The following is a 16,835-nucleotide window of genomic DNA, read 5'->3' as shown; positions in this document are numbered from 1 at the left end:
AACAAAAGACAGGTTACGGATGGAAAAAAACACGCTTTCTCAGGACTCCGAGCTGCTGACGGAAATAGCTGTCGCCTACTATCAGGACGAAATCACCCAGGAGGAGATTGCGCGTAAGTTTGGTATTTCCCGCATTAAAGTCGGTCGACTGCTCAAACGTGCGCGCGAAGAGGGCATCGTCGAAATCAACGTGCGTTACCATCCCGTCTTCAGTACCCGCCTCGAACAACAGCTGCAAAATCGCTTCCCACAACTGCAACGTGCGCTAATAGCGCTCGATCAGCCCGATCAGGAAGAGCAGCGACGTCAGGTTGCCGCTCTGGTGTCGTCACATTTAGCGCAGTCGCTGAAAGACGACGCCATTGTCGCCGTTGGGCAAGGGCGCAACGTTGCCGCTGTCGCCGATTATCCCGGCCAGGTACCGACGCGTAACTGCCTGTTCATTAGCGGCATTGGCGGCACGCATCGTCCAGGCGATGCCATCAACGCTGACCATATCAGCCGTCGTCTGGCGAAGAAGTTTGGTGGCATCAGCGAAACGCTGTACGCGCCTGCCTATGTTGAGAACCGCGCGCTGCGCGATGCTTTTATGCAAAACGGCACCATCAAAGAGACGCTGGACCGCGCGCGCAAAGCGGATGTGGCGCTGGTGGGTATTGGTGACATGAATGAAAACAGCTATATGGTGAAACTCGGCTGGTTCACGCCGCACGAAATCATCGACGCCAGCGTTAATCAGGGTGTGACGGGCGATGTCGCCGGCTATGACTTCTTTAATTCACAAGGCCAACACGTAGATACCGTGATGAACGATCGCGTGATTGGGCTGAGCATCGATGAGCTGCGCAAAATTCCCTGCGTGATCGCCATTGCCGCAGAAAATACCAAAGCGATGGCGATCCTTGGTGCACTGCGCACTGGCGCGATCGATATCATCGCCACCACTGCGCAGAACATCCGCACCATATTGAGTTTGTCGCAGGAAAAGGTTTAGTTAGACGGCCAACCACTGCTGAGCATCGCGTTTGATGTTTTGCTCCAGTTCACTGCCGCGCGTAGCAAAAACGCGCTGTAACGGGAAGCCGCTCTGCTCCAGCAGATACGCCAGTGTGGCGTATTCACGCGGATATTTCGCTACCACGGCGGGGTCTATTTCCACCAGACCCAGCGGGAAGGTAAAGGTCCCCATATCGTAAATACTTTGGCGACGCACCAGTCGCCACACGCCGTCGCGTTTTTCAGCCATGTCATAAAAGCGGTTGTGGCATTCACAGCCGACATTCAGTTTCACATTCTCCGCAATGATCATCGCATTGGTTTCTAGAATCGCTTTGTTGCCACTGGCATTGAAGGTGATGGCGGGAGAGGCAATGAAGTGTTTGGTGCGCAGATCGGATTTCCCCATGCGCATTGAACCCGTGACAAAGTCACTCGCCAGCCCTTCAAACCAGGTAATTTCAATCGTGCCATCGGCATGGAACAGACCGCGTAATTGATCCCATTCGCCCAAATCGCGGTGCATCCAGCCATTCATAAGGTCATTGAGTTGTTGGCGATCCTGTAATTGGTTTTGCATGTTATTGCTCCTGTAAGTTGACGGCGTTCAGTTTGTGCGCTGATTGCGCTAAACTCAAATAGATAGAAATTACGGATCAATCATTTTTAGTGATTAATGGGGCGAATATGGAATTGCGTCATCTGCGCTACTTTTTAACTGTTGTAGAAGAGGGGCATTTTGGCCGCGCGGCGCAACGGCTGAATATTGTGCAACCTGCGTTGAGTATGCAGATTAAAGCGCTGGAAGCTGAGCTGGGCGGCCCGCTATTTTTACGCACCAGTCGTCGCGTCGAACTCACCGAAGCGGGCCTGCTATTGCAGGCCGAGGCGAAACGCACGCTGGAGCAAGCTGAGCACACCCGTCATGTGGTTCAACGCTCAATGCGCGGTGAAATTGGGCGTGTACGCATCGGGTTCGCTGGCAACGCCGTGTTTAGCGGCAGATTGATGCGTGATATACGCGCCTTTCATCAAGCGTATCCGCAGGCCGAACTTGTGTGTCAGGAGATGGCGCCGCATCTGCAACATGAGGCGATTAACAACGGCATGCTCGATGTCGGCTATATGCCTGACTATCATCCAGAACCGACGTCTGCGCTGGCGTATGACTTAATTGGTGAGTGGCCACGCGTGGTGGTGATGTCCAGCGATCATCCGCTGGCGGCGAAGCCGCGCGTGACTATTGAGATGCTGGCGCATCAGCCACTGATTATGTACGCCACCCATGAAGGTCAGTCTCATTTTGACGCCGTTTTACATCGCCTGTTGGGTGACAGATTGCATATCGCGCATCGTATCTCCAGCACACTTAGCGTGCTTGCGATGGCCGGTGCCGGACTGGGCATCGCGCTGGTGCCGGCACCGTTAACACAAGTGGCGATCCCCGGCGTGGTTTATCGAACGCTGGACTCAGCTGAGTTATCGGCGAATTTAATGATGGTCAGTCGTAAGGATGCGTGCAGCGGCGCGGTGTTGGCGTATCTTGCTACCGCGCGGGCCATATCTACTAAAGCATAAGTTTAACCTTTCAAATCAGACTTATTCCGCAACGCGCAGTGCCATAACCTAACGGTCTTGTTCGTGCTATGTTCAGGATATATCCTGTATTTTTCCTTGTTGAGAATCCCTGCCAGATGACTAACACGCGCTTGCTCTCGGTTGAAAACCTCTCGCTGCACACTCACGATCAGCGCTTGCTGGTGGATAACGTCTCTTTTGATCTCGGTCGCAAGGAAATCCTGGCATTAGTCGGCGAGTCGGGCTCGGGTAAAACCTTAACGTCGCTGGCGCTGATGAGCTTGCTGCCGCCAGGCGTGCAGCAAAGTGGTGGCCGCGTGGTGTTTAATGGTGAGCCGCTGGATGCGTGTAAGACCCAGCAATTACGCGGCTGCCGCATCGCCACGGTGTTTCAGGAGCCGATGACCAGCATGAATCCCACGCTGCGTATTGGTGAGCAGATTGCCGAAGTGCTGGTGCGGCATCGACAGTTCAGCTGGAAACAGGCGCAGCAGGAAGCGATAGCGCTGCTGGAACGCGTTGGCATCGTCAATCCGGCGCAGCGCGCACGGCAATATATTCATCAGCTGTCGGGCGGCATGCGGCAACGTGTGATGATCGCCAGCGCCATTAGCGGTCAGCCGGAATTATTGATTGCCGATGAACCGACAACCGCGCTGGACGTCACCATTCAGGCACAGATTCTGGCGCTACTACAGGAGCTGCAGCAAGAGATGGGCATGGGGATCTTATTGATCACCCACGATCTCTCGGTGGTGGCGCGCTACGCCGATCGCGTCTGCGTGATGCAGCAAGGGCGGCTGGTTGAACAGGGCGCGGTGCTGAGCACGCTCGGCGCGCCAACGCATCCTTACACACGCAAATTGATTGCCGCTTCAGCGACGCAAATCCCTGAGGCAATTGTGCCGGTTGAGCAGCCGCCGCTGCTGGTGCTGCGTGACATCAGTAAAAGCTATCCGCTGCCGCGCCGCATGCCGCTGTGGCCAGCCAAACGGCAAACCGTTTTGCATCCGGCTAATCTGTCGATTGCGCAGGGCGAGATAGTTGGGCTGATTGGCGAATCAGGCTCCGGTAAAACCACCTTGGGCAGCGCGGCGATTGGTCTGATTACGGCGGATGGCGGCGAGGTACATTTTCAGGGGCAGCATCTGCAAGGGCGCCAACTGAATACGTTACGTCGTCATGCTCAGATCATCTTTCAAGACCCTTACGCCAGTTTGAATCCCAAAATTCCAGTCGGTGAGCAGATCGCCGAACCGCTGCGCGTCTGGCAACTGCGCAAAGGCGCGGCGGTGGATCAGCGGGTTAAAGAGCTGCTGGCGTTGGTGGGATTGAAGGCCGAACATGCCGGACGTCTGCCGGGCGCGTTTTCCGGCGGTCAGCGTCAGCGTATCGCCATTGCGCGCGCGCTGGCGATGGAGCCGAAGTTGCTGGTGGCGGATGAAGCGGTGGCGGCACTGGATTTATCAGTGCGCGGGCAGATTCTGGCGCTGTTTAATGATTTACGCCACAAGCTGGGATTATCGGTACTGTTTATCAGCCACGATCTCAGCGCGGTGCGTCAGTTGTGCGATCGCGTAGTGGTGATGTATCACGGCAGGATTGTGGAGTCCGGCGCGACCGCCAGCGTGATTAATCATCCGCAGGACAATTACACCCGCCAACTGCTCGCCGCTGCGCCGGACGTTCAGCAGGCGCTGGCGCTACGATCAGCTGCAGTGTAACAGCGGCAGTTCGTGATGTTCAGCCCATTCGTGCCAGGAACCGACATACACCGAAACATGGGGATAGCCCGCCAGCTTCAACGCCGCTAACACCGTGGCGGCGCGGGCACCGCGATGGCAATAAACCTGCAACTTCGCGTCTTTACTCAATCCTGCCGCCTCGGCACGTGCGGCAATCTGCTGCGCTGCTAAGAAATGGCCGTTGGCAATGAGATCCTCCCAAAATAGCAGCTGAGAGTGCGGAATGCGTCCGGCGCGCTGGCAGCATGCATGCGCAAAGCTGCCGTCAAATTCGCTGGGGCGACGTGCATCCACGTTGACCACATTCACGCCATCCGCTGCTAATACCTGTTCCCGGCTGCATACCAGCTCGCGATTCCACGCGGGTGCGTTTGCTGCAGGCGGATGCGCCACCGTGCGGCTTAATCCCAATCCCGGACTGAGTTCATAACCTGCCGCAATCCACGCATCCACGCCGCCATCCAGAATCAGCGCATCATCACACTTCAGCAGCCAGGCAAACCAGGCCCCACGCGGCGAACGCATGCCAACCTGCTGTTCGAAAAACACCGGCGTGGCGTTGGGATAGGCGGTAAACATCGGTTGCAGCGCGGTGGCGGCTTCTGCAGCCATCACCGCTAAACCTGCCTCGCTGCAATCCTCAATAAAATAGTCGTAGACGTTACAGTGCTGCGCGCCGGGCAAGGTGGCGCGTTGCCAGTCGGCGAACTCGCGCACGTCGATCAGCAGAAACGCTTCGCCTTTTGCCTGGCGCTGATGCAGTGCAAGCACATCAATGATCATGCAGAACTCCTGAAAACAGCGACTGCAACGAACCGAGTTCGTCGTGCTCGGCGGCCTGTAACACGCGGGCGGCGAGGGCGATATCAAACACGTTGAGGCCAAACGAGGAGAAATAGACGCTGTCATCGGGCTGTGGACGCCAGTTATCCAGCAGCAGCGCGGCGAGATCGGCCGCCACATCCTGCTCACGAAACTCACCGGCGCGGAACATCTGGAACAGGCTTTTGGCGCTGCGCTGGGCAAAATCGCCCCACGCATCAACCACCACCTTGCTGCTGGCTTTGATGGCGGCGAAACTGACTTCGTGATAGCCGACCTGCACAATGATCCTGCCGGGCTGGACCGCTGCGGCGTCAATAATCGGCTGGTCGGCGCTGGTGCAGGTCAGCACCGCGTCATAAGGCTGCGCCAGAGCGAGCTGCAAATCAGTTTCGATCTGCACTTCGCGCAACGCATTGAGTTTAAAAGGCGAGCGATTCCACACGCCAATCTGTTCCAGCTGTGGAAACAACTGCTGCAACATGCGCAAATGCGCCTGAGCATGCAAACCAGCGCCAAGCAGCAGCACGCGTTTCACCGGACGCGGCGCGGCCAGCTGTAACGCCAGTGCGCTCACCGCCGCGGTGCGCGCCGCGGTTAATGCGCCGCTGGCCAGCAAACCACGCGGAATACCGCTTTGCGCATCGTTAATCAGGGTTAAGGCTAAGGCGGCGGGCAGCGCATCGGGTCGCTGTGGACGATGTGCCGTCCACTTTACGCCCGCAGCGTTGTAGCTGCCGCCAACGCGCGCCGGTAAGGCATAAGCTTTACCAAGCGGCGTACCGAGATCGATGTGATTTTCAGCGGGCATTTGCGCCTCGCCGAGACGCATCAGGCGAATCACCGCTTTGACGTCTTCCAGCGCCAGAGCGACATCGCCGCCGCCTAATTGCGCGACGGTGGCTTCATCCAGTACACGCAATAACGCTTCCATTACTGCTCCAGCAGGCGATCGGCGAAGGGATAGAGCGCCGGAGAACCGCCACAATGCACAAAGGTGACGCGCGATCCTTGTGGAATGTGCCCTTGTTCGACCAGCGAGAACAGGCCGTGCATCGCTTTGCCGGTGTAAACCGGATCCAGCAGCACGCCTTCCAGCTGGGCGAGTTGGTAGATGGCGGCAATGCCGCCGTCCGATGGCACGCCGTATGCCTGACCGACATAACCATCTTCAATCCAGATATCCTCCGGTTGCCATTGCTGCGGCCATTGCAGCAGATCGGCACAATCCTGCGCCATGCCGGCAATGCGTGGCTGGAACCAGTCGGCTTTGGCGCTAACGCTCACGCCAATCACCTTAGTATCGGGCCAATAGCGGCGCGTACCCACATGCAATCCCGCCAGCGTGCCGCCAGAACCGGTGGGCGCGACGATGAAATCGGGCGCGGGCGTCTGGCTGGGTGCCAGCTGCGCCGCGATCTCTTCCACTGCCCGCACATAACCCAATGCGCCGAGTGGCGTTGCGCCACCCAGCGGAATAATCATTGGGGTTTCACCTTGCGCGAGAGCCGCATCAGCATGCGCCTGCATCGCACCTTCAATCATCGTGAAATAGCCGTCGGGATCGAGGAACTGCACCTCGGCCCCGAACAGCTTGTCCAGCAGCAGATTACCTTGCCAGCTTGCGGGCGGATTGCCCCGCAGCACCAGCACCGGACGCATACCAAACTTGCGTGCGGCGGCGGCCACCATGCGGGCGTGGTTCGACTGATGCCCGCCGGTGGTGATCACCACATTCACGCCTGTTTTGCAGGCCTCCGCCATCAGATACTCCAGCTTGCGGACTTTGTTGCCGCCGCCGCCGAAGCCACTGTAGTCATCACGTTTGATCGTCAGCGTAATCCCAAGTGCCTCACTGAGCCGCGGCAGCGGCTCGTGAGGCGTGGGGAAGAAGCCGAGCGGAACGCGTTCAAACTCTTCAACTGATTTCATTATGTGTTACCTATATTTTTATGTACTGCGGTGTTTCCCTGGTGTGGCGCGACCCGGCCAATGGCCGAATCATTGAATGCGTTGAGCCATAAGCTCATGGATTGCTGGAAGCGTTCGAGTCCCGCCAGCGTGACAAACTCATTGACGGCGTGGGCGTTGCCGCCGTGGCCTAATCCGCCAATCAGAAAGGCGGGAGCGACGGCCGCGAAAGCGTAAGCGGGCGCACAGCCCGGTGCCCACGGCCAGATTTGCGGTGCCGCGCCTAGCGTTTGATAGCTGGCGATCAAAGCATCGACGCCGCTGGCGCTGCGGCTAAAGCGCACGCCGGGATAACGATCGAACAGTTGCAGTTCGCTGCCGGCTAAATCGGCTTGCGCCAGGCGCTGCTGCGCGGCTTCAATCATCGCGTCCTGATCGAAACCCGGCGGAATGCGAAACGCCAGTTCCGCGCTGGCACGGAACGGGATGACGCCGCGTCCGCCCGGCGGATCGCTGTGCAGTTCAGCCAGCGTCAAGACCGCGCTGCCGAGCAGCGTTTGCAGGCAGCTCAGCGTGTCGCCCTCAATCATCAGGCGCTGGCTGCGACGGAACTGCAGTTCATCATCGATGCTGAACTCGGCGGCTAAGGTCGCCAATAACTGATTCGCCTCATCGTCCGTGGCATTACACGCCAGCACGCCGCTGTGTGCGGCCGGTGCGATGGCATTCAGAGCCTGCACTAAGCGCCACGCTGGATTGGCGATCCAACCGGCATTGCTGGCATGAATCGCGGAGGAAGGTCCGCCCCATGCGCCGCCGCTGACGCTGAGACGTCCGCTGGCCAGTCCGGTAAAGCCGAGGTAAACGCGCGGTGCGCCGCCACCGTATTCGCACAGCGAGGGGAACAGCACCGCTTCAGCGGGCGCGATCGGGCAAGGCTGCTGCGCCAGATAACGTCGCAGTGCGCCGCTGCCGATTTCCTCTTCGCCCTCGAACAAAATTTCGATATTAAAATCGAGCTGCTGGCTCTGCTGCAGTTCGCGCAGCAGGATCAGCAGGGCGGCGACCGGGCCTTTGTTGTTCTCTGCGCCGCGTCCGACAAAGACCGCGCCGAGATCGTCCCAGTGACACACGCCACCGACAAACGGCGGCACATCCCAACCGGCATCATCCGCAGGCATCACGTCATACATGTTGTAGAGCACCACGGTTTTGGCGCTGCCGTTATCGATGCGCACATGCACCAGCGGCGGAGAATTGTCGGTTTGCGACGCCACCGGATAAATCACGCTGGCGCCAAGTTGCTCCACCATCCACTGTTCCAGCCAGGCGGCCAACCCGCGCTGCGAGGATAACTGACCGGCCACGCTCGGCCAGCGCGTCAGTTCACTCAGCAGTTCAAGCGTGGCATCAAGGCGACTCATAAACGAATCCTCGGGTTCAGCACCAGATAGAGCAGGTCGATCAGCAAATTGATCGCCACAAACACCACCGCAGCGAGCAACACAATCGCTTGCACCAGCGGGAAGTCGCGGTTTTGAATCGCCTGAATCGCCAGACGACCAATGCCCGGCCAGGCAAAAATAATTTCTGTTACCAGTGCGCCGCCGAGCAGCGAGGCGAAATACATGCCTTGCACGGTGATCACCGGAATCAGCGCGTTACGCAAACCATGGCGTACCACAATGCGCCAGGCGCTGAGCCCTTTGGCGCGCGCGGTGCGGATATAATCCTGTTGCAGCACATCCAGCAGGCTGGCGCGCGTCAAACGTGCTACGGCGCTCATGTAAAACGCACCAAGGCTGAGTGCGGGCATCACCAGCGCGGCGAAAGTGCCGTAACCGCTGGAAGGCAGCCACTGTAACTTCAGGCTAAACAGCAAAATCAGCAGCAGCCCCAGCCAGAACACCGGAATCGCCTGACCAGAGAAGGCCAGCAGGCGGCACAGCAAATCCCAAATGCTGTGCGGTCGCAGGGCGCTGATAATGCCCAGCAGCAGACCGAGCAGCGAGCTCCACGCCAGCGCACTCACCGCCAGCAGCGCTGTTGCCGGCAAGCGTTCAGCAATCAGCGCCAGCACCGGCTGGCTGTAGCGCAGCGATTCACCAAAATCGCCGTGTAGCACGCCGCCAAGATAGTGGCTGTACTGCCACAGCAGCGGGCGATCAAAGCCCATGCTGTGACGGAACGTATCAATCTCCTGCTGGCTGGAGCCGGGCGGCATCATCAGCGCCGCCGGATCGCCCGTCATGTGCAGGCTAAAGAAAATCAGCAGCGACACGCCAAGCAGCACTAATACTGATTGGCCAAGGCGATTGAGCAGAATGTTCAGCATCTTAATCCAGCCTTGTGTGCGTGCGACGTAACAGCGCATCGCCGAGCAGGTTGCAGCCAATCACCAGCGCCGCAATCACTAAACCGGGATAGAGCACCAGCCATTGCGACAGCAGCATGTAAGAGCGGCCTTCGCCAATTAAGTTGCCCAGCGTCGGCGTGGGCGGCTGAATGCCCATGCCAAGAAATCCGACTGAGGCTTCGAGCACGATCAAGCGTGGGATATCCAGCGTCAGCAGCACTACCAGTGGCGTCAGCAGATTGGGCAGGATATGCCGCAGCAGCACGCGCAGCGGCGAAAAGCCCATGGCGCGCACCGCCTGAATATATTCCAGTTCACGAATTTCTAAGGTTTTGGCGCGCGCCACGCGGGCATAAATCGCCCAGCTGGTGCAGCCCATAATCACAATAATGTTGGTGAGTGATGCGCCCATCAGCGCAATCACCAGCAGAATCAACAGAATAAACGGCACCGCCAGTTGGATGTCGATCAGGCGCATGATCAGCGCATCAACCCAACCGCCGGCGTAACCGGCAATCATGCCGAGCGCGACGCCAATCACCGCGCCAATCGCCGCCGCGACTAATACCACCAGCAGCGACAAGCGCGTGCCGGAGAGAATGCGCGCCAGCAGATCGCGGCCCAGTTGATCAGTGCCAAGCCAATGCGTGGCTTGCGCACCGGGCGAACCCGGCGGCAGGAACATCTCATTAAGGTTGTTACTTAAGGCATCGGGCAACGGCAGCCACGGAGAGAGCAGCGCCGCGGCAATCACCACGATCAGCAATACGCTGCCGATCACCGCATCGCCGTAAATCAGGCGGCGCGGACGGCGCTGCAGCACGTTGCCCGGTGAAATCATTTCAGCCTCAAATCAAACAGCGGGATGCGGGCATCGACGCGGCCTTTGAAGTTGAGCGAGGTGCTGTGTGCATACAAGGTGTCTTCACGATACAGCGGCAGCAGCGGCTGTTGTTCAGCAACGCGTTGCTGAATCTGCTCTAACACCTTTTTGCGCGCAGCGGGATCAACAATCTGACGGCTTTGATCGAGCAACTTATCCAGCTCTGCATCATGCACGGTGGAATAGGGCTCGCCGCTGCGCAGAATCGGGAACAGCGCGGCATCGGCATCCAGCGTTTGGGTTGAGCCCCACGCCAGCATATACATCGGAGCCTGTTTCTGTGATGCGACCTGCTGGGTGTAAACCGACCATTCCGGCACTTCCAGCTCGGCTTTCACGCCAATTGCGGCTAAATCCTGCACGATGGCTTGCGCCACATCGGCGCTGGCAATATAGCGGCGCGGCGCCTGGAAGCGCAGGGTAAAACCGTTAGCGTAACCGGCTTCAGCCAGCAGCGATTTGGCTTTCGCCACATCTTGCGCGGTAGCCGGAACCGCCAGATAACCAAAGTCATTGGCTCCGGCCATGGTGCCGGTTGGTGTGCCGAAACCGTGCAGCAGCTGTTGGGTATACGCCTGGCGATTCAACGCCAGCGAAAGCGCCTGACGTACCCGCACATCACTCAGCGGTTTCTCATCATCTTTAAGGCCGAGGTAAATCGTCAACCCGCCGCCTTTCACCTGTTCCAGCTCGACGTTGGGGCGATTTTTCAACGCGGGGACTAAATCGGCTGGCACGCTTTCAATCAGCTGCACTTCACCGGTCAGCAGCGCGGTAAGGCGCGCGGTGGCTTCGGGAATGGGACGCCAGGTAACGCGATCAATCGCCGGTTTGCCGCGCCAGTAAGTTTCATTTGCGACCATCACCACTTTTTCGTCCGGGATAAAGCTGTCCAGCTTGTAAGCGCCGCTGCCCACTGGCTTGCGCGCAAACTGGCTGGCGCCGACTTTCTTCACGTACGCCGGTGGCACAATGTAAGCCGGATAGCGACTCATGCGCGTCGGCAGCAGAGGATCCGGGCCGTTGGTGTGGATCTGCACCTGATAATCGTTGATCACCTCCACCGATTTGATGGTGCGGATATAGGAAATCGTCGGCGCGTGATTGGCGGGGTCTAAAATACGATCGATGGAGAATTTCACCGCTTCGGCGTTAACCGGCTCGCCATCGGTAAATTTCACGCCCTGGCGCAGGGTAAATTGCCAGGTGGTTTCGTTAATCGCTTTCCACTCAGTGGCTAAGCCCGGCTGCAATGACATGTCATCGGCGCGGCGCACTAAAGTATCGAAGATGTTATCTACCAGTGTGGCAGATTCTTTAAGAAAGCCGGGATCCATCGCCGTCGCAGACGTGGGTTGGCCAATGGTCAGTTCTGCCGCCTGTACAGCAGGCATCAGAGCAAATAGCAACGCGGTAGTGACAAACTTCACTGCAGGTAGTCTCATAACGTTTTCCAAAAATTGCCAGGGCAAGGTAGTGAAAAGAGTGGCTGCGGCCAGAATCAAGACTGTGCTTATTTGTAATACATGATATATCCTATAATCTGGCTGGTTGGCAATAAAACATTAAAAATAACTTACCATTTGCGGATTTCGGTAAAGGGCTCACAAAAAATGATCGAAATGGATAAAGCGCAGCGCATGAGTTTGACCGCGCAGGTGGAATCGTCACTGCGCAGCGCGCTGATTGTCGGCAAGTTAAAACCTGGCGCACGGCTGGTGACGCGCGATCTGGCGGCTCAACTGGGTACCAGCATCACGCCGGTGCGTGAAGCCTTATTGCGTCTGGTTTCTGCCGGCGCGCTGGATGCCACGCCCGCCGCCGCCTTTTTAGTGCCGGAAATGTCACTGCAGCGCTTCGAGGAAATCACGCTAATTCGTAAGCAGCTTGAAGGTTTAGCAGTGAGAACGGCAACGCCGTTTGTGGGAAAAAAACAGCTTTCTGAACTGAAAAAACTCTGCGTCAGCTTTATGCAGGCCAAGTTAAGCGGCGATGCAGCATTGGCGCTCGAAGCCAATCGCGCGTTTCGTTTTACGCTGTATGGCTATGCGCAAATGCCTACGCTTGAAGCGCTGATTGAACAGCTTTGGGTGCAGATTGGTCCGTGCTTTAACTATCTCTATCCGCAGCCGGCCGAGGTGGTGAATGGGCATCATAATTATGATCATCTGCTGGAAGCGTTGCAGGCGGGAGATGGTGTTACCAGTGAGAAGATTTTGATGAAAGCGATTGATGATGGGGCGGCGATTTTGAAGCGGCATTATTTTGATCAGTGATGCGTGTTAGAAGGTCGTCATAAATGACGACCCTACGGGAGCCACTTTAACCGCCCGGTCACCGCAGTGACATAAATCCTTCATTTCCTTCCGCTAGCTTACCGCCATTCTGATTTCTGGATTGCGGATGCATGAGCCACCTTTCGCTTCATCACATCACTAAAGCCTGGGGCGAGAAAATCGCCCTGGACGACATCAGCTTCGACGCGGCAGAAGGCTCGTTTGTCGCGCTGCTCGGTCCATCGGGTTGCGGTAAATCAACGCTGCTACGCACCATTGCCGGGCTGGAAACGGCCGATCGCGGGGCGATCCACTTTAAACACGCCGATATCACTCATCTGCCGCCGTCGCAGCGCAAGCTGTCGATGGTGTTTCAATCCTACGCGCTGTTTCCCCATCTCAACGTGCGTGAAAACCTGCTGTTTGGTTTGAAAGCGCGCGGCGAGGAGAAGCAGTCATTTGCTGCACGCCTCAATAACGTCAGTAAGCTGATGGAGCTGGATAAGCTGCTGGATCGTCTGCCGTCGCAGCTCTCCGGCGGACAGCAGCAACGCGTGGCGCTGGGCCGTGCGGTGATCGCCAATAACACGCTTTGCCTGATGGATGAGCCGCTGTCGAACCTCGATGCCAAGTTGCGTCAGAGCATGCGCCGTGAAATCCGCGCGCTGCAGAAGAAACTTGGCCTGACCATGCTGTACGTGACGCACGATCAAACCGAAGCGATGAGCATGGCCGACAGCATTATCCTGCTCAACGACGGTCACATCGAACAGCACGGCACGCCAGACGATCTCTATAACAATCCTGCCAGCGTGTTTGCCGCGCAGTTCATAGGCGCACCGCCGATGAATATCCTGCCGCTGCAGCGCAACGGCGCACATCACACTCTGATGCACCTGACCGCGCCCGTTGTGGAATACCACGAAGCAGCGCTGAGTCTTGGATTACGTGCCGAAGATATTCAGCTGATCGCCGCAGAACAGGCAGCGCTGACCGCGCGGGTGATCAGTTCCGAATATATGGGCGCTGATACCTTGCTGGTGTGCCAGCTTACCGGCATCAGCGAGCCGCTGACGGTCAAAGTGCCGGGCATGCAGCGCTTTACCGATGGCAGCGAAGTGGGATTGCAGTGGTCCGCCGCGCGGCAATATCTGTTTCATAGCCAGAGCGGTAAGCGCTGCGCGCCAGCTGAACAACACATGTTTGCCTCACAGAAAAAATACGCCGTTTAACCGTTGTCATTTGCCCAAGGGAAAATCATGTCTGCAATTCGTTATTCACGTCTTTCTGCATTAGTCCTCGCCGTTACCACCTCAGCTTTTGCGGCTGAACCGGTCAAGCTGCAAATGTATTACCCGATCGCGGTGGGCGGCAAAGTGAGCCACACCGTGGACACGCTGGTGGCGGATTTCCAGAAAGTGCATCCGGACGTGAGCATTCAGCCGGTGTATACCGGTGACTACGCTACCACCGTGACCAAAGCGCTGACCGCATTTCGCGGTGGCAACGCGCCGCAGCTGGCGGTGATCGGCGATATCGAAGCCTATTCTCTGATTGATGCCGGTGCGATTGTGGCGGCCAGCGATTTAGCGCAGGGCGATGAAGGCAAAAAATGGATCGACGGTTTCTATCCGGCGTTTCTGCGTCACATTGACGGCAAAGTGTGGGGCGTACCGTTCCAGCGTTCAACCGTGGTGATGTACTGGAACAAACAGGCGTTTGAGAAAGCCGGTTTGAACGCCGATACGCCACCGGCCAACTGGCAGCAAGTGGTCGAGTTCAGTAAGAAACTCACGATCAAAGATGCCAACGGCGTCAGCCAATGGGGCATCGAGATTCCGTCCACGCCAAACGGCTACTGGAACTTCCAGGGCTTGTCCGCTACCAACGGCGGTCGTCTGGATAACGGCAAAGGCACAGCGGTGCACTTCAACACGCCGGGCAACGTGGAAACGCTGCAGTGGCTGACCGATCTCGGCCAGAAAGAAGAAGTGTCGCCGAAGGGTGCGATTGCGTGGGGCACCACGCCACAGGATTTCATCAGCGGCAAAACCGCCATGATGGTGACCACCACCGGCAACCTGACCAACGTGCGTGATAACGCGAAGTTCCCGTTCGGCGTAGCGATGCTGCCGGAGAAAACCCAGCGCGGCAGCCCAACCGGCGGCGGCAACCTGTATGTGTTCAAAAACGCTTCGCCAGAACAGCAGAAAGCGGCGATGGAATTTATCCGTTGGGTCACGTCACCCGAGCAGGCGGCGCGCTGGAGTATCGCCACCGGTTACGTTGCGACGTCTCCGGCAGCGTGGGATACCACGGTGATGAAGGATTACGTCAAAGACGTTCCGCAGGCATTGGTGGCGCGTGAACAGCTGAAGTATGCGCAGCCGGAACTCTCTACTTACAACAGCGTGCAGATTCAGGATGCGCTCAATCACGCGGTAGAAGCGGCGGTAACGCAGGCGAAAACCCCAGCCGAAGCACTTGAAGGCGCGCAGAAGCAAGCCGATCGTCTGCTGAAGTCATACCAATAATTATGAGCACGATTCTCACCGTCGCGCCGGTTCGTCGTCCCCGGTTATGGTCGATGCAGCTGTATGGCTATCTGCTGATTTTGCCAGCACTGAGCTTTTTACTGCTGTTCACCCACTATCCGGCGGTTGCGACCGTGTGGGAAAGCCTGTTCAGCGCAGCGCGTAACGGTCGTCCAGCCCATTTTGTTGGGCTGGATAACTATCTCGCGCTGCTGGATGACGACATCTTCATCCAGTCGCTGTGGAATAACCTGCTGTATGCGCTGATCACCATTCCGCTGGCGGTCACGCTGGCGCTGCTGATGGCGCTGGCGGTCAATCGCCATATGCGTGCTAATGCGCTGGTGCGTACCGCGTTCTTTATTCCTTCGCTGCTGCCGATGATCGCTATCGCCAATCTGTGGCTGTTCTTCTACACGCCGCAGCTGGGCTTGCTGAATAAGCTGCTGGCGCTGTTTTCGCTGCCAGCGATTAACTGGCTCGGCGAACCGGGTAGCGCGTTGTATTGCTTGATGGCGGTTTCAGTCTGGCGTGAAGCGGGCTTCTTTATGATCTTTTATCTCGCCGCTTTGCAGCAGATCGATCCGCGCCTCAGCGAAGCCGCGCAGATAGAAGGGGCCTCACGCAGCTATTTTTTCCGTCGCGTGCAGTGGCCGCTGCTGATGCCTACCACGCTGTTTGTACTGATCAATGCGTCGATGAATGCCTTCCGCATCGTCGATCAGGTGATCGCCATGACCAACGGCGGACCGAATAACAGCAGTAGCTTGCTGCTGTTCTACATCTATCGAACCGCTTTCAGCTTCTGGGATATGCCCGCAGCGGCGGCCATGACGGTGGTGCTGTTGGTGATTCTCGCCGCAATTGCGCTGCTTAAATTCAACCTGCTGGACAAGCGAGCCCATTACCAATGAAGCCGACAATCACTTTTGGTCGCCTATGCCTGAATACGGCCATTGGGCTTGCCGCTTTACTGTGGTTTTTACCGATTCTGGTGGCGTTTTGGGTGGCGATTCATCCAGCATCCGATCAGGCGAGCTTTTCGCTGTTTTCGCCGCTGACGGTACAAAACTTCGTTAATGCCTGGCATGCCGCGCCCTTTGGTCGCTACTTCCTCAATACCAGTTTGCTGGTGCTGATGATTGTGGTGGTGCAGCTGATTCTGGCGACCATGGCCGCTTACGCGTTAGTACGCTTCCGCCTGAAGTTCTCGGGCGCGATCTTTGCGCTGATTTTGCTGCAGCTGATGATCAGCCCCGACGTGTTGATTCTGAATAACTACAAAACCATCGGCGCACTGGGTTTTCGCGATACGCTGACCGGCATCGCGCTGCCGTATTTTTCCTCGGCATTCGCCATCTTTCTGCTGCGCCAAACGTTTAAAAGTATTCCGCTGGTATTGGAAGAGGCGGCGATTGTCGAAGGTGCCAGCCGCTTTTACATTCTGCGCAAGATCTACATTCCGCTGGCCAAGCCGATTTATGTGGCCTTTGCGCTGGTATCGATCAGCTTCCACTGGAATGATTTCCTCTGGCCGCTGGTGATTACTGATTCCGTCAACGTGCGGCCGCTTACCGTTGGCCTGCAACTGTTCTCGGCGCCAGAGCAGGGCGTGCAATGGGCGTTGATTGGCGCTGCTACGTTGATGACCACCTTGCCGCTGCTGGTGCTGTTCCTGATTTTCCAGCGTCAGTTTATTCAATCGTTTATGCGTGCAGGTATTCGCTAAGGAGT

The 16,835-nt window shown here is 57.4% G+C and carries 16 protein-coding genes; 8 read left to right on the top strand and 8 right to left on the bottom strand.

What is annotated here, in order from left to right:
* Nucleotides 1–19 precede the first annotated feature (19 nt).
* Nucleotides 20–994, top strand: a complete 975-nt coding sequence (locus tag BM323_RS00145; protein WP_008104043.1) for a sugar-binding transcriptional regulator — start codon at nucleotides 20–22, stop codon at nucleotides 992–994.
* On the opposite strand, the gene BM323_RS00140 is transcribed toward BM323_RS00145, so the two are convergent.
* Nucleotides 995–1,576, bottom strand: coding sequence for a nuclear transport factor 2 family protein (locus tag BM323_RS00140; RefSeq protein WP_008104045.1), 582 nt, complete (start codon nucleotides 1,574–1,576; stop codon nucleotides 995–997). It abuts the gene before it with no gap.
* Between the two features lie 107 nt (nucleotides 1,577–1,683).
* Between BM323_RS00140 and BM323_RS00135 the strand changes: the two genes are divergently transcribed.
* Both BM323_RS00135 and BM323_RS00130 read left to right on the top strand, forming a co-directional pair.
* On the top strand, nucleotides 1,684–2,574 hold the full coding sequence (locus tag BM323_RS00135) for a LysR substrate-binding domain-containing protein (protein WP_091003148.1): 891 nt from the start codon (nucleotides 1,684–1,686) through the stop codon (nucleotides 2,572–2,574).
* A gap of 116 nt (nucleotides 2,575–2,690) precedes the next feature.
* Nucleotides 2,691–4,298 (top strand): dipeptide ABC transporter ATP-binding protein, encoded by a 1,608-nt coding sequence (locus BM323_RS00130; protein WP_008104049.1) that lies wholly within the window; start codon nucleotides 2,691–2,693, stop codon nucleotides 4,296–4,298.
* On the opposite strand, the gene BM323_RS00125 is transcribed toward BM323_RS00130, so the two are convergent.
* The 7 genes from BM323_RS00125 to BM323_RS00095 are packed head-to-tail and all read right to left on the bottom strand — an operon-like array spanning nucleotide 4,284 to nucleotide 11,736.
* Nucleotides 4,284–5,102 carry a sulfurtransferase gene (locus BM323_RS00125; RefSeq protein ID WP_008104051.1) on the bottom strand — a complete coding sequence of 273 codons (819 nt, stop codon included), beginning with the start codon at nucleotides 5,100–5,102 and terminating at the stop codon, nucleotides 4,284–4,286. The genes BM323_RS00130 and BM323_RS00125 overlap by 15 nt on opposite strands.
* Nucleotides 5,092–6,075 (bottom strand): ornithine cyclodeaminase, encoded by a 984-nt coding sequence (locus BM323_RS00120; RefSeq protein WP_008104052.1) that lies wholly within the window; start codon nucleotides 6,073–6,075, stop codon nucleotides 5,092–5,094. Before BM323_RS00120 ends, BM323_RS00125 begins: the two co-directional genes overlap by 11 nt.
* Entirely contained in the window at nucleotides 6,075–7,073 is a 999-nt protein-coding gene (locus BM323_RS00115; protein ID WP_008104054.1) for a 1-aminocyclopropane-1-carboxylate deaminase/D-cysteine desulfhydrase, read from the bottom strand. Before BM323_RS00115 ends, BM323_RS00120 begins: the two co-directional genes overlap by 1 nt.
* The gene (locus tag BM323_RS00110; protein WP_008104056.1) at nucleotides 7,073–8,476 is read right to left on the bottom strand and encodes a M20 family metallopeptidase; all 1,404 of its coding nucleotides are present in this window, start codon (nucleotides 8,474–8,476) and stop codon (nucleotides 7,073–7,075) included. Before BM323_RS00110 ends, BM323_RS00115 begins: the two co-directional genes overlap by 1 nt.
* A complete protein-coding gene (locus tag BM323_RS00105) occupies nucleotides 8,473–9,387 on the bottom strand; it encodes an ABC transporter permease (RefSeq protein WP_008104058.1) in 915 nt (304 codons plus the stop codon). The genes BM323_RS00110 and BM323_RS00105 overlap by 4 nt, the downstream gene beginning before the upstream one ends.
* A 1-nt stretch (nucleotide 9,388) precedes the next feature.
* Entirely contained in the window at nucleotides 9,389–10,249 is an 861-nt protein-coding gene (locus BM323_RS00100; protein WP_008104060.1) for an ABC transporter permease, read from the bottom strand.
* Nucleotides 10,246–11,736, bottom strand: a complete 1,491-nt coding sequence (locus tag BM323_RS00095; RefSeq protein WP_008104062.1) for an ABC transporter substrate-binding protein — start codon at nucleotides 11,734–11,736, stop codon at nucleotides 10,246–10,248. The genes BM323_RS00100 and BM323_RS00095 overlap by 4 nt, the downstream gene beginning before the upstream one ends.
* A 168-nt stretch (nucleotides 11,737–11,904) precedes the next feature.
* On the opposite strand from BM323_RS00095, the gene BM323_RS00090 reads away from it, so the two are divergent.
* From BM323_RS00090 to BM323_RS00070, 5 genes are all read left to right on the top strand, one after another.
* Nucleotides 11,905–12,567, top strand: a complete 663-nt coding sequence (locus BM323_RS00090) for an FCD domain-containing protein (protein WP_008104064.1) — start codon at nucleotides 11,905–11,907, stop codon at nucleotides 12,565–12,567.
* Nucleotides 12,568–12,698: 131 nt separating this feature from the next.
* Nucleotides 12,699–13,799 (top strand): ABC transporter ATP-binding protein, encoded by a 1,101-nt coding sequence (locus tag BM323_RS00085; RefSeq protein ID WP_008104066.1) that lies wholly within the window; start codon nucleotides 12,699–12,701, stop codon nucleotides 13,797–13,799.
* A 27-nt stretch (nucleotides 13,800–13,826) separates the two neighbouring features.
* Entirely contained in the window at nucleotides 13,827–15,101 is a 1,275-nt protein-coding gene (locus tag BM323_RS00080) for an ABC transporter substrate-binding protein (RefSeq protein WP_008104068.1), read from the top strand.
* A gap of 2 nt (nucleotides 15,102–15,103) precedes the next feature.
* Complete coding sequence (locus tag BM323_RS00075) at nucleotides 15,104–16,015, top strand: carbohydrate ABC transporter permease (protein WP_008104070.1); 912 nt, start codon at nucleotides 15,104–15,106, stop codon at nucleotides 16,013–16,015.
* Entirely contained in the window at nucleotides 16,012–16,830 is an 819-nt protein-coding gene (locus tag BM323_RS00070) for a carbohydrate ABC transporter permease (RefSeq protein ID WP_008104071.1), read from the top strand. Before BM323_RS00075 ends, BM323_RS00070 begins: the two co-directional genes overlap by 4 nt.
* The last annotated feature ends 5 nt before the right edge of the window (nucleotides 16,831–16,835 follow it).

Origin of the sequence: Pantoea sp. YR525, assembly GCF_900116775.1 — a bacterium.
Classification (GTDB): Bacteria; Pseudomonadota; Gammaproteobacteria; order Enterobacterales; family Enterobacteriaceae; genus Pantoea; species Pantoea symbiotica.
Note: the sequence above shows the minus strand (reverse complement) of the source record. Positions and strands in the feature narration are given on the sequence as shown.

Bases quoted from the DNA above. Each gene is read 5' to 3' on its own strand.
- BM323_RS00145 (WP_008104043.1), top strand. From the start codon at position 20: ATGGAAAAAAACACGCTTTCTCAGGACTCCGAGCTGCTGACGGAAATA.
- BM323_RS00140 (WP_008104045.1), bottom strand. From the start codon at position 1,576: ATGCAAAACCAATTACAGGATCGCCAACAACTCAATGACCTTATGAAT.
- BM323_RS00135 (WP_091003148.1), top strand. From the start codon at position 1,684: ATGGAATTGCGTCATCTGCGCTACTTTTTAACTGTTGTAGAAGAGGGG.
- BM323_RS00130 (WP_008104049.1), top strand. From the start codon at position 2,691: ATGACTAACACGCGCTTGCTCTCGGTTGAAAACCTCTCGCTGCACACT.
- BM323_RS00125 (WP_008104051.1), bottom strand. From the start codon at position 5,102: ATGATCATTGATGTGCTTGCACTGCATCAGCGCCAGGCAAAAGGCGAA.
- BM323_RS00120 (WP_008104052.1), bottom strand. From the start codon at position 6,075: ATGGAAGCGTTATTGCGTGTACTGGATGAAGCCACCGTCGCGCAATTA.
- BM323_RS00115 (WP_008104054.1), bottom strand. From the start codon at position 7,073: ATGAAATCAGTTGAAGAGTTTGAACGCGTTCCGCTCGGCTTCTTCCCC.
- BM323_RS00110 (WP_008104056.1), bottom strand. From the start codon at position 8,476: ATGAGTCGCCTTGATGCCACGCTTGAACTGCTGAGTGAACTGACGCGC.
- BM323_RS00105 (WP_008104058.1), bottom strand. From the start codon at position 9,387: ATGCTGAACATTCTGCTCAATCGCCTTGGCCAATCAGTATTAGTGCTG.
- BM323_RS00100 (WP_008104060.1), bottom strand. From the start codon at position 10,249: ATGATTTCACCGGGCAACGTGCTGCAGCGCCGTCCGCGCCGCCTGATT.
- BM323_RS00095 (WP_008104062.1), bottom strand. From the start codon at position 11,736: ATGAGACTACCTGCAGTGAAGTTTGTCACTACCGCGTTGCTATTTGCT.
- BM323_RS00090 (WP_008104064.1), top strand. From the start codon at position 11,905: ATGATCGAAATGGATAAAGCGCAGCGCATGAGTTTGACCGCGCAGGTG.
- BM323_RS00085 (WP_008104066.1), top strand. From the start codon at position 12,699: ATGAGCCACCTTTCGCTTCATCACATCACTAAAGCCTGGGGCGAGAAA.
- BM323_RS00080 (WP_008104068.1), top strand. From the start codon at position 13,827: ATGTCTGCAATTCGTTATTCACGTCTTTCTGCATTAGTCCTCGCCGTT.
- BM323_RS00075 (WP_008104070.1), top strand. From the start codon at position 15,104: ATGAGCACGATTCTCACCGTCGCGCCGGTTCGTCGTCCCCGGTTATGG.
- BM323_RS00070 (WP_008104071.1), top strand. From the start codon at position 16,012: ATGAAGCCGACAATCACTTTTGGTCGCCTATGCCTGAATACGGCCATT.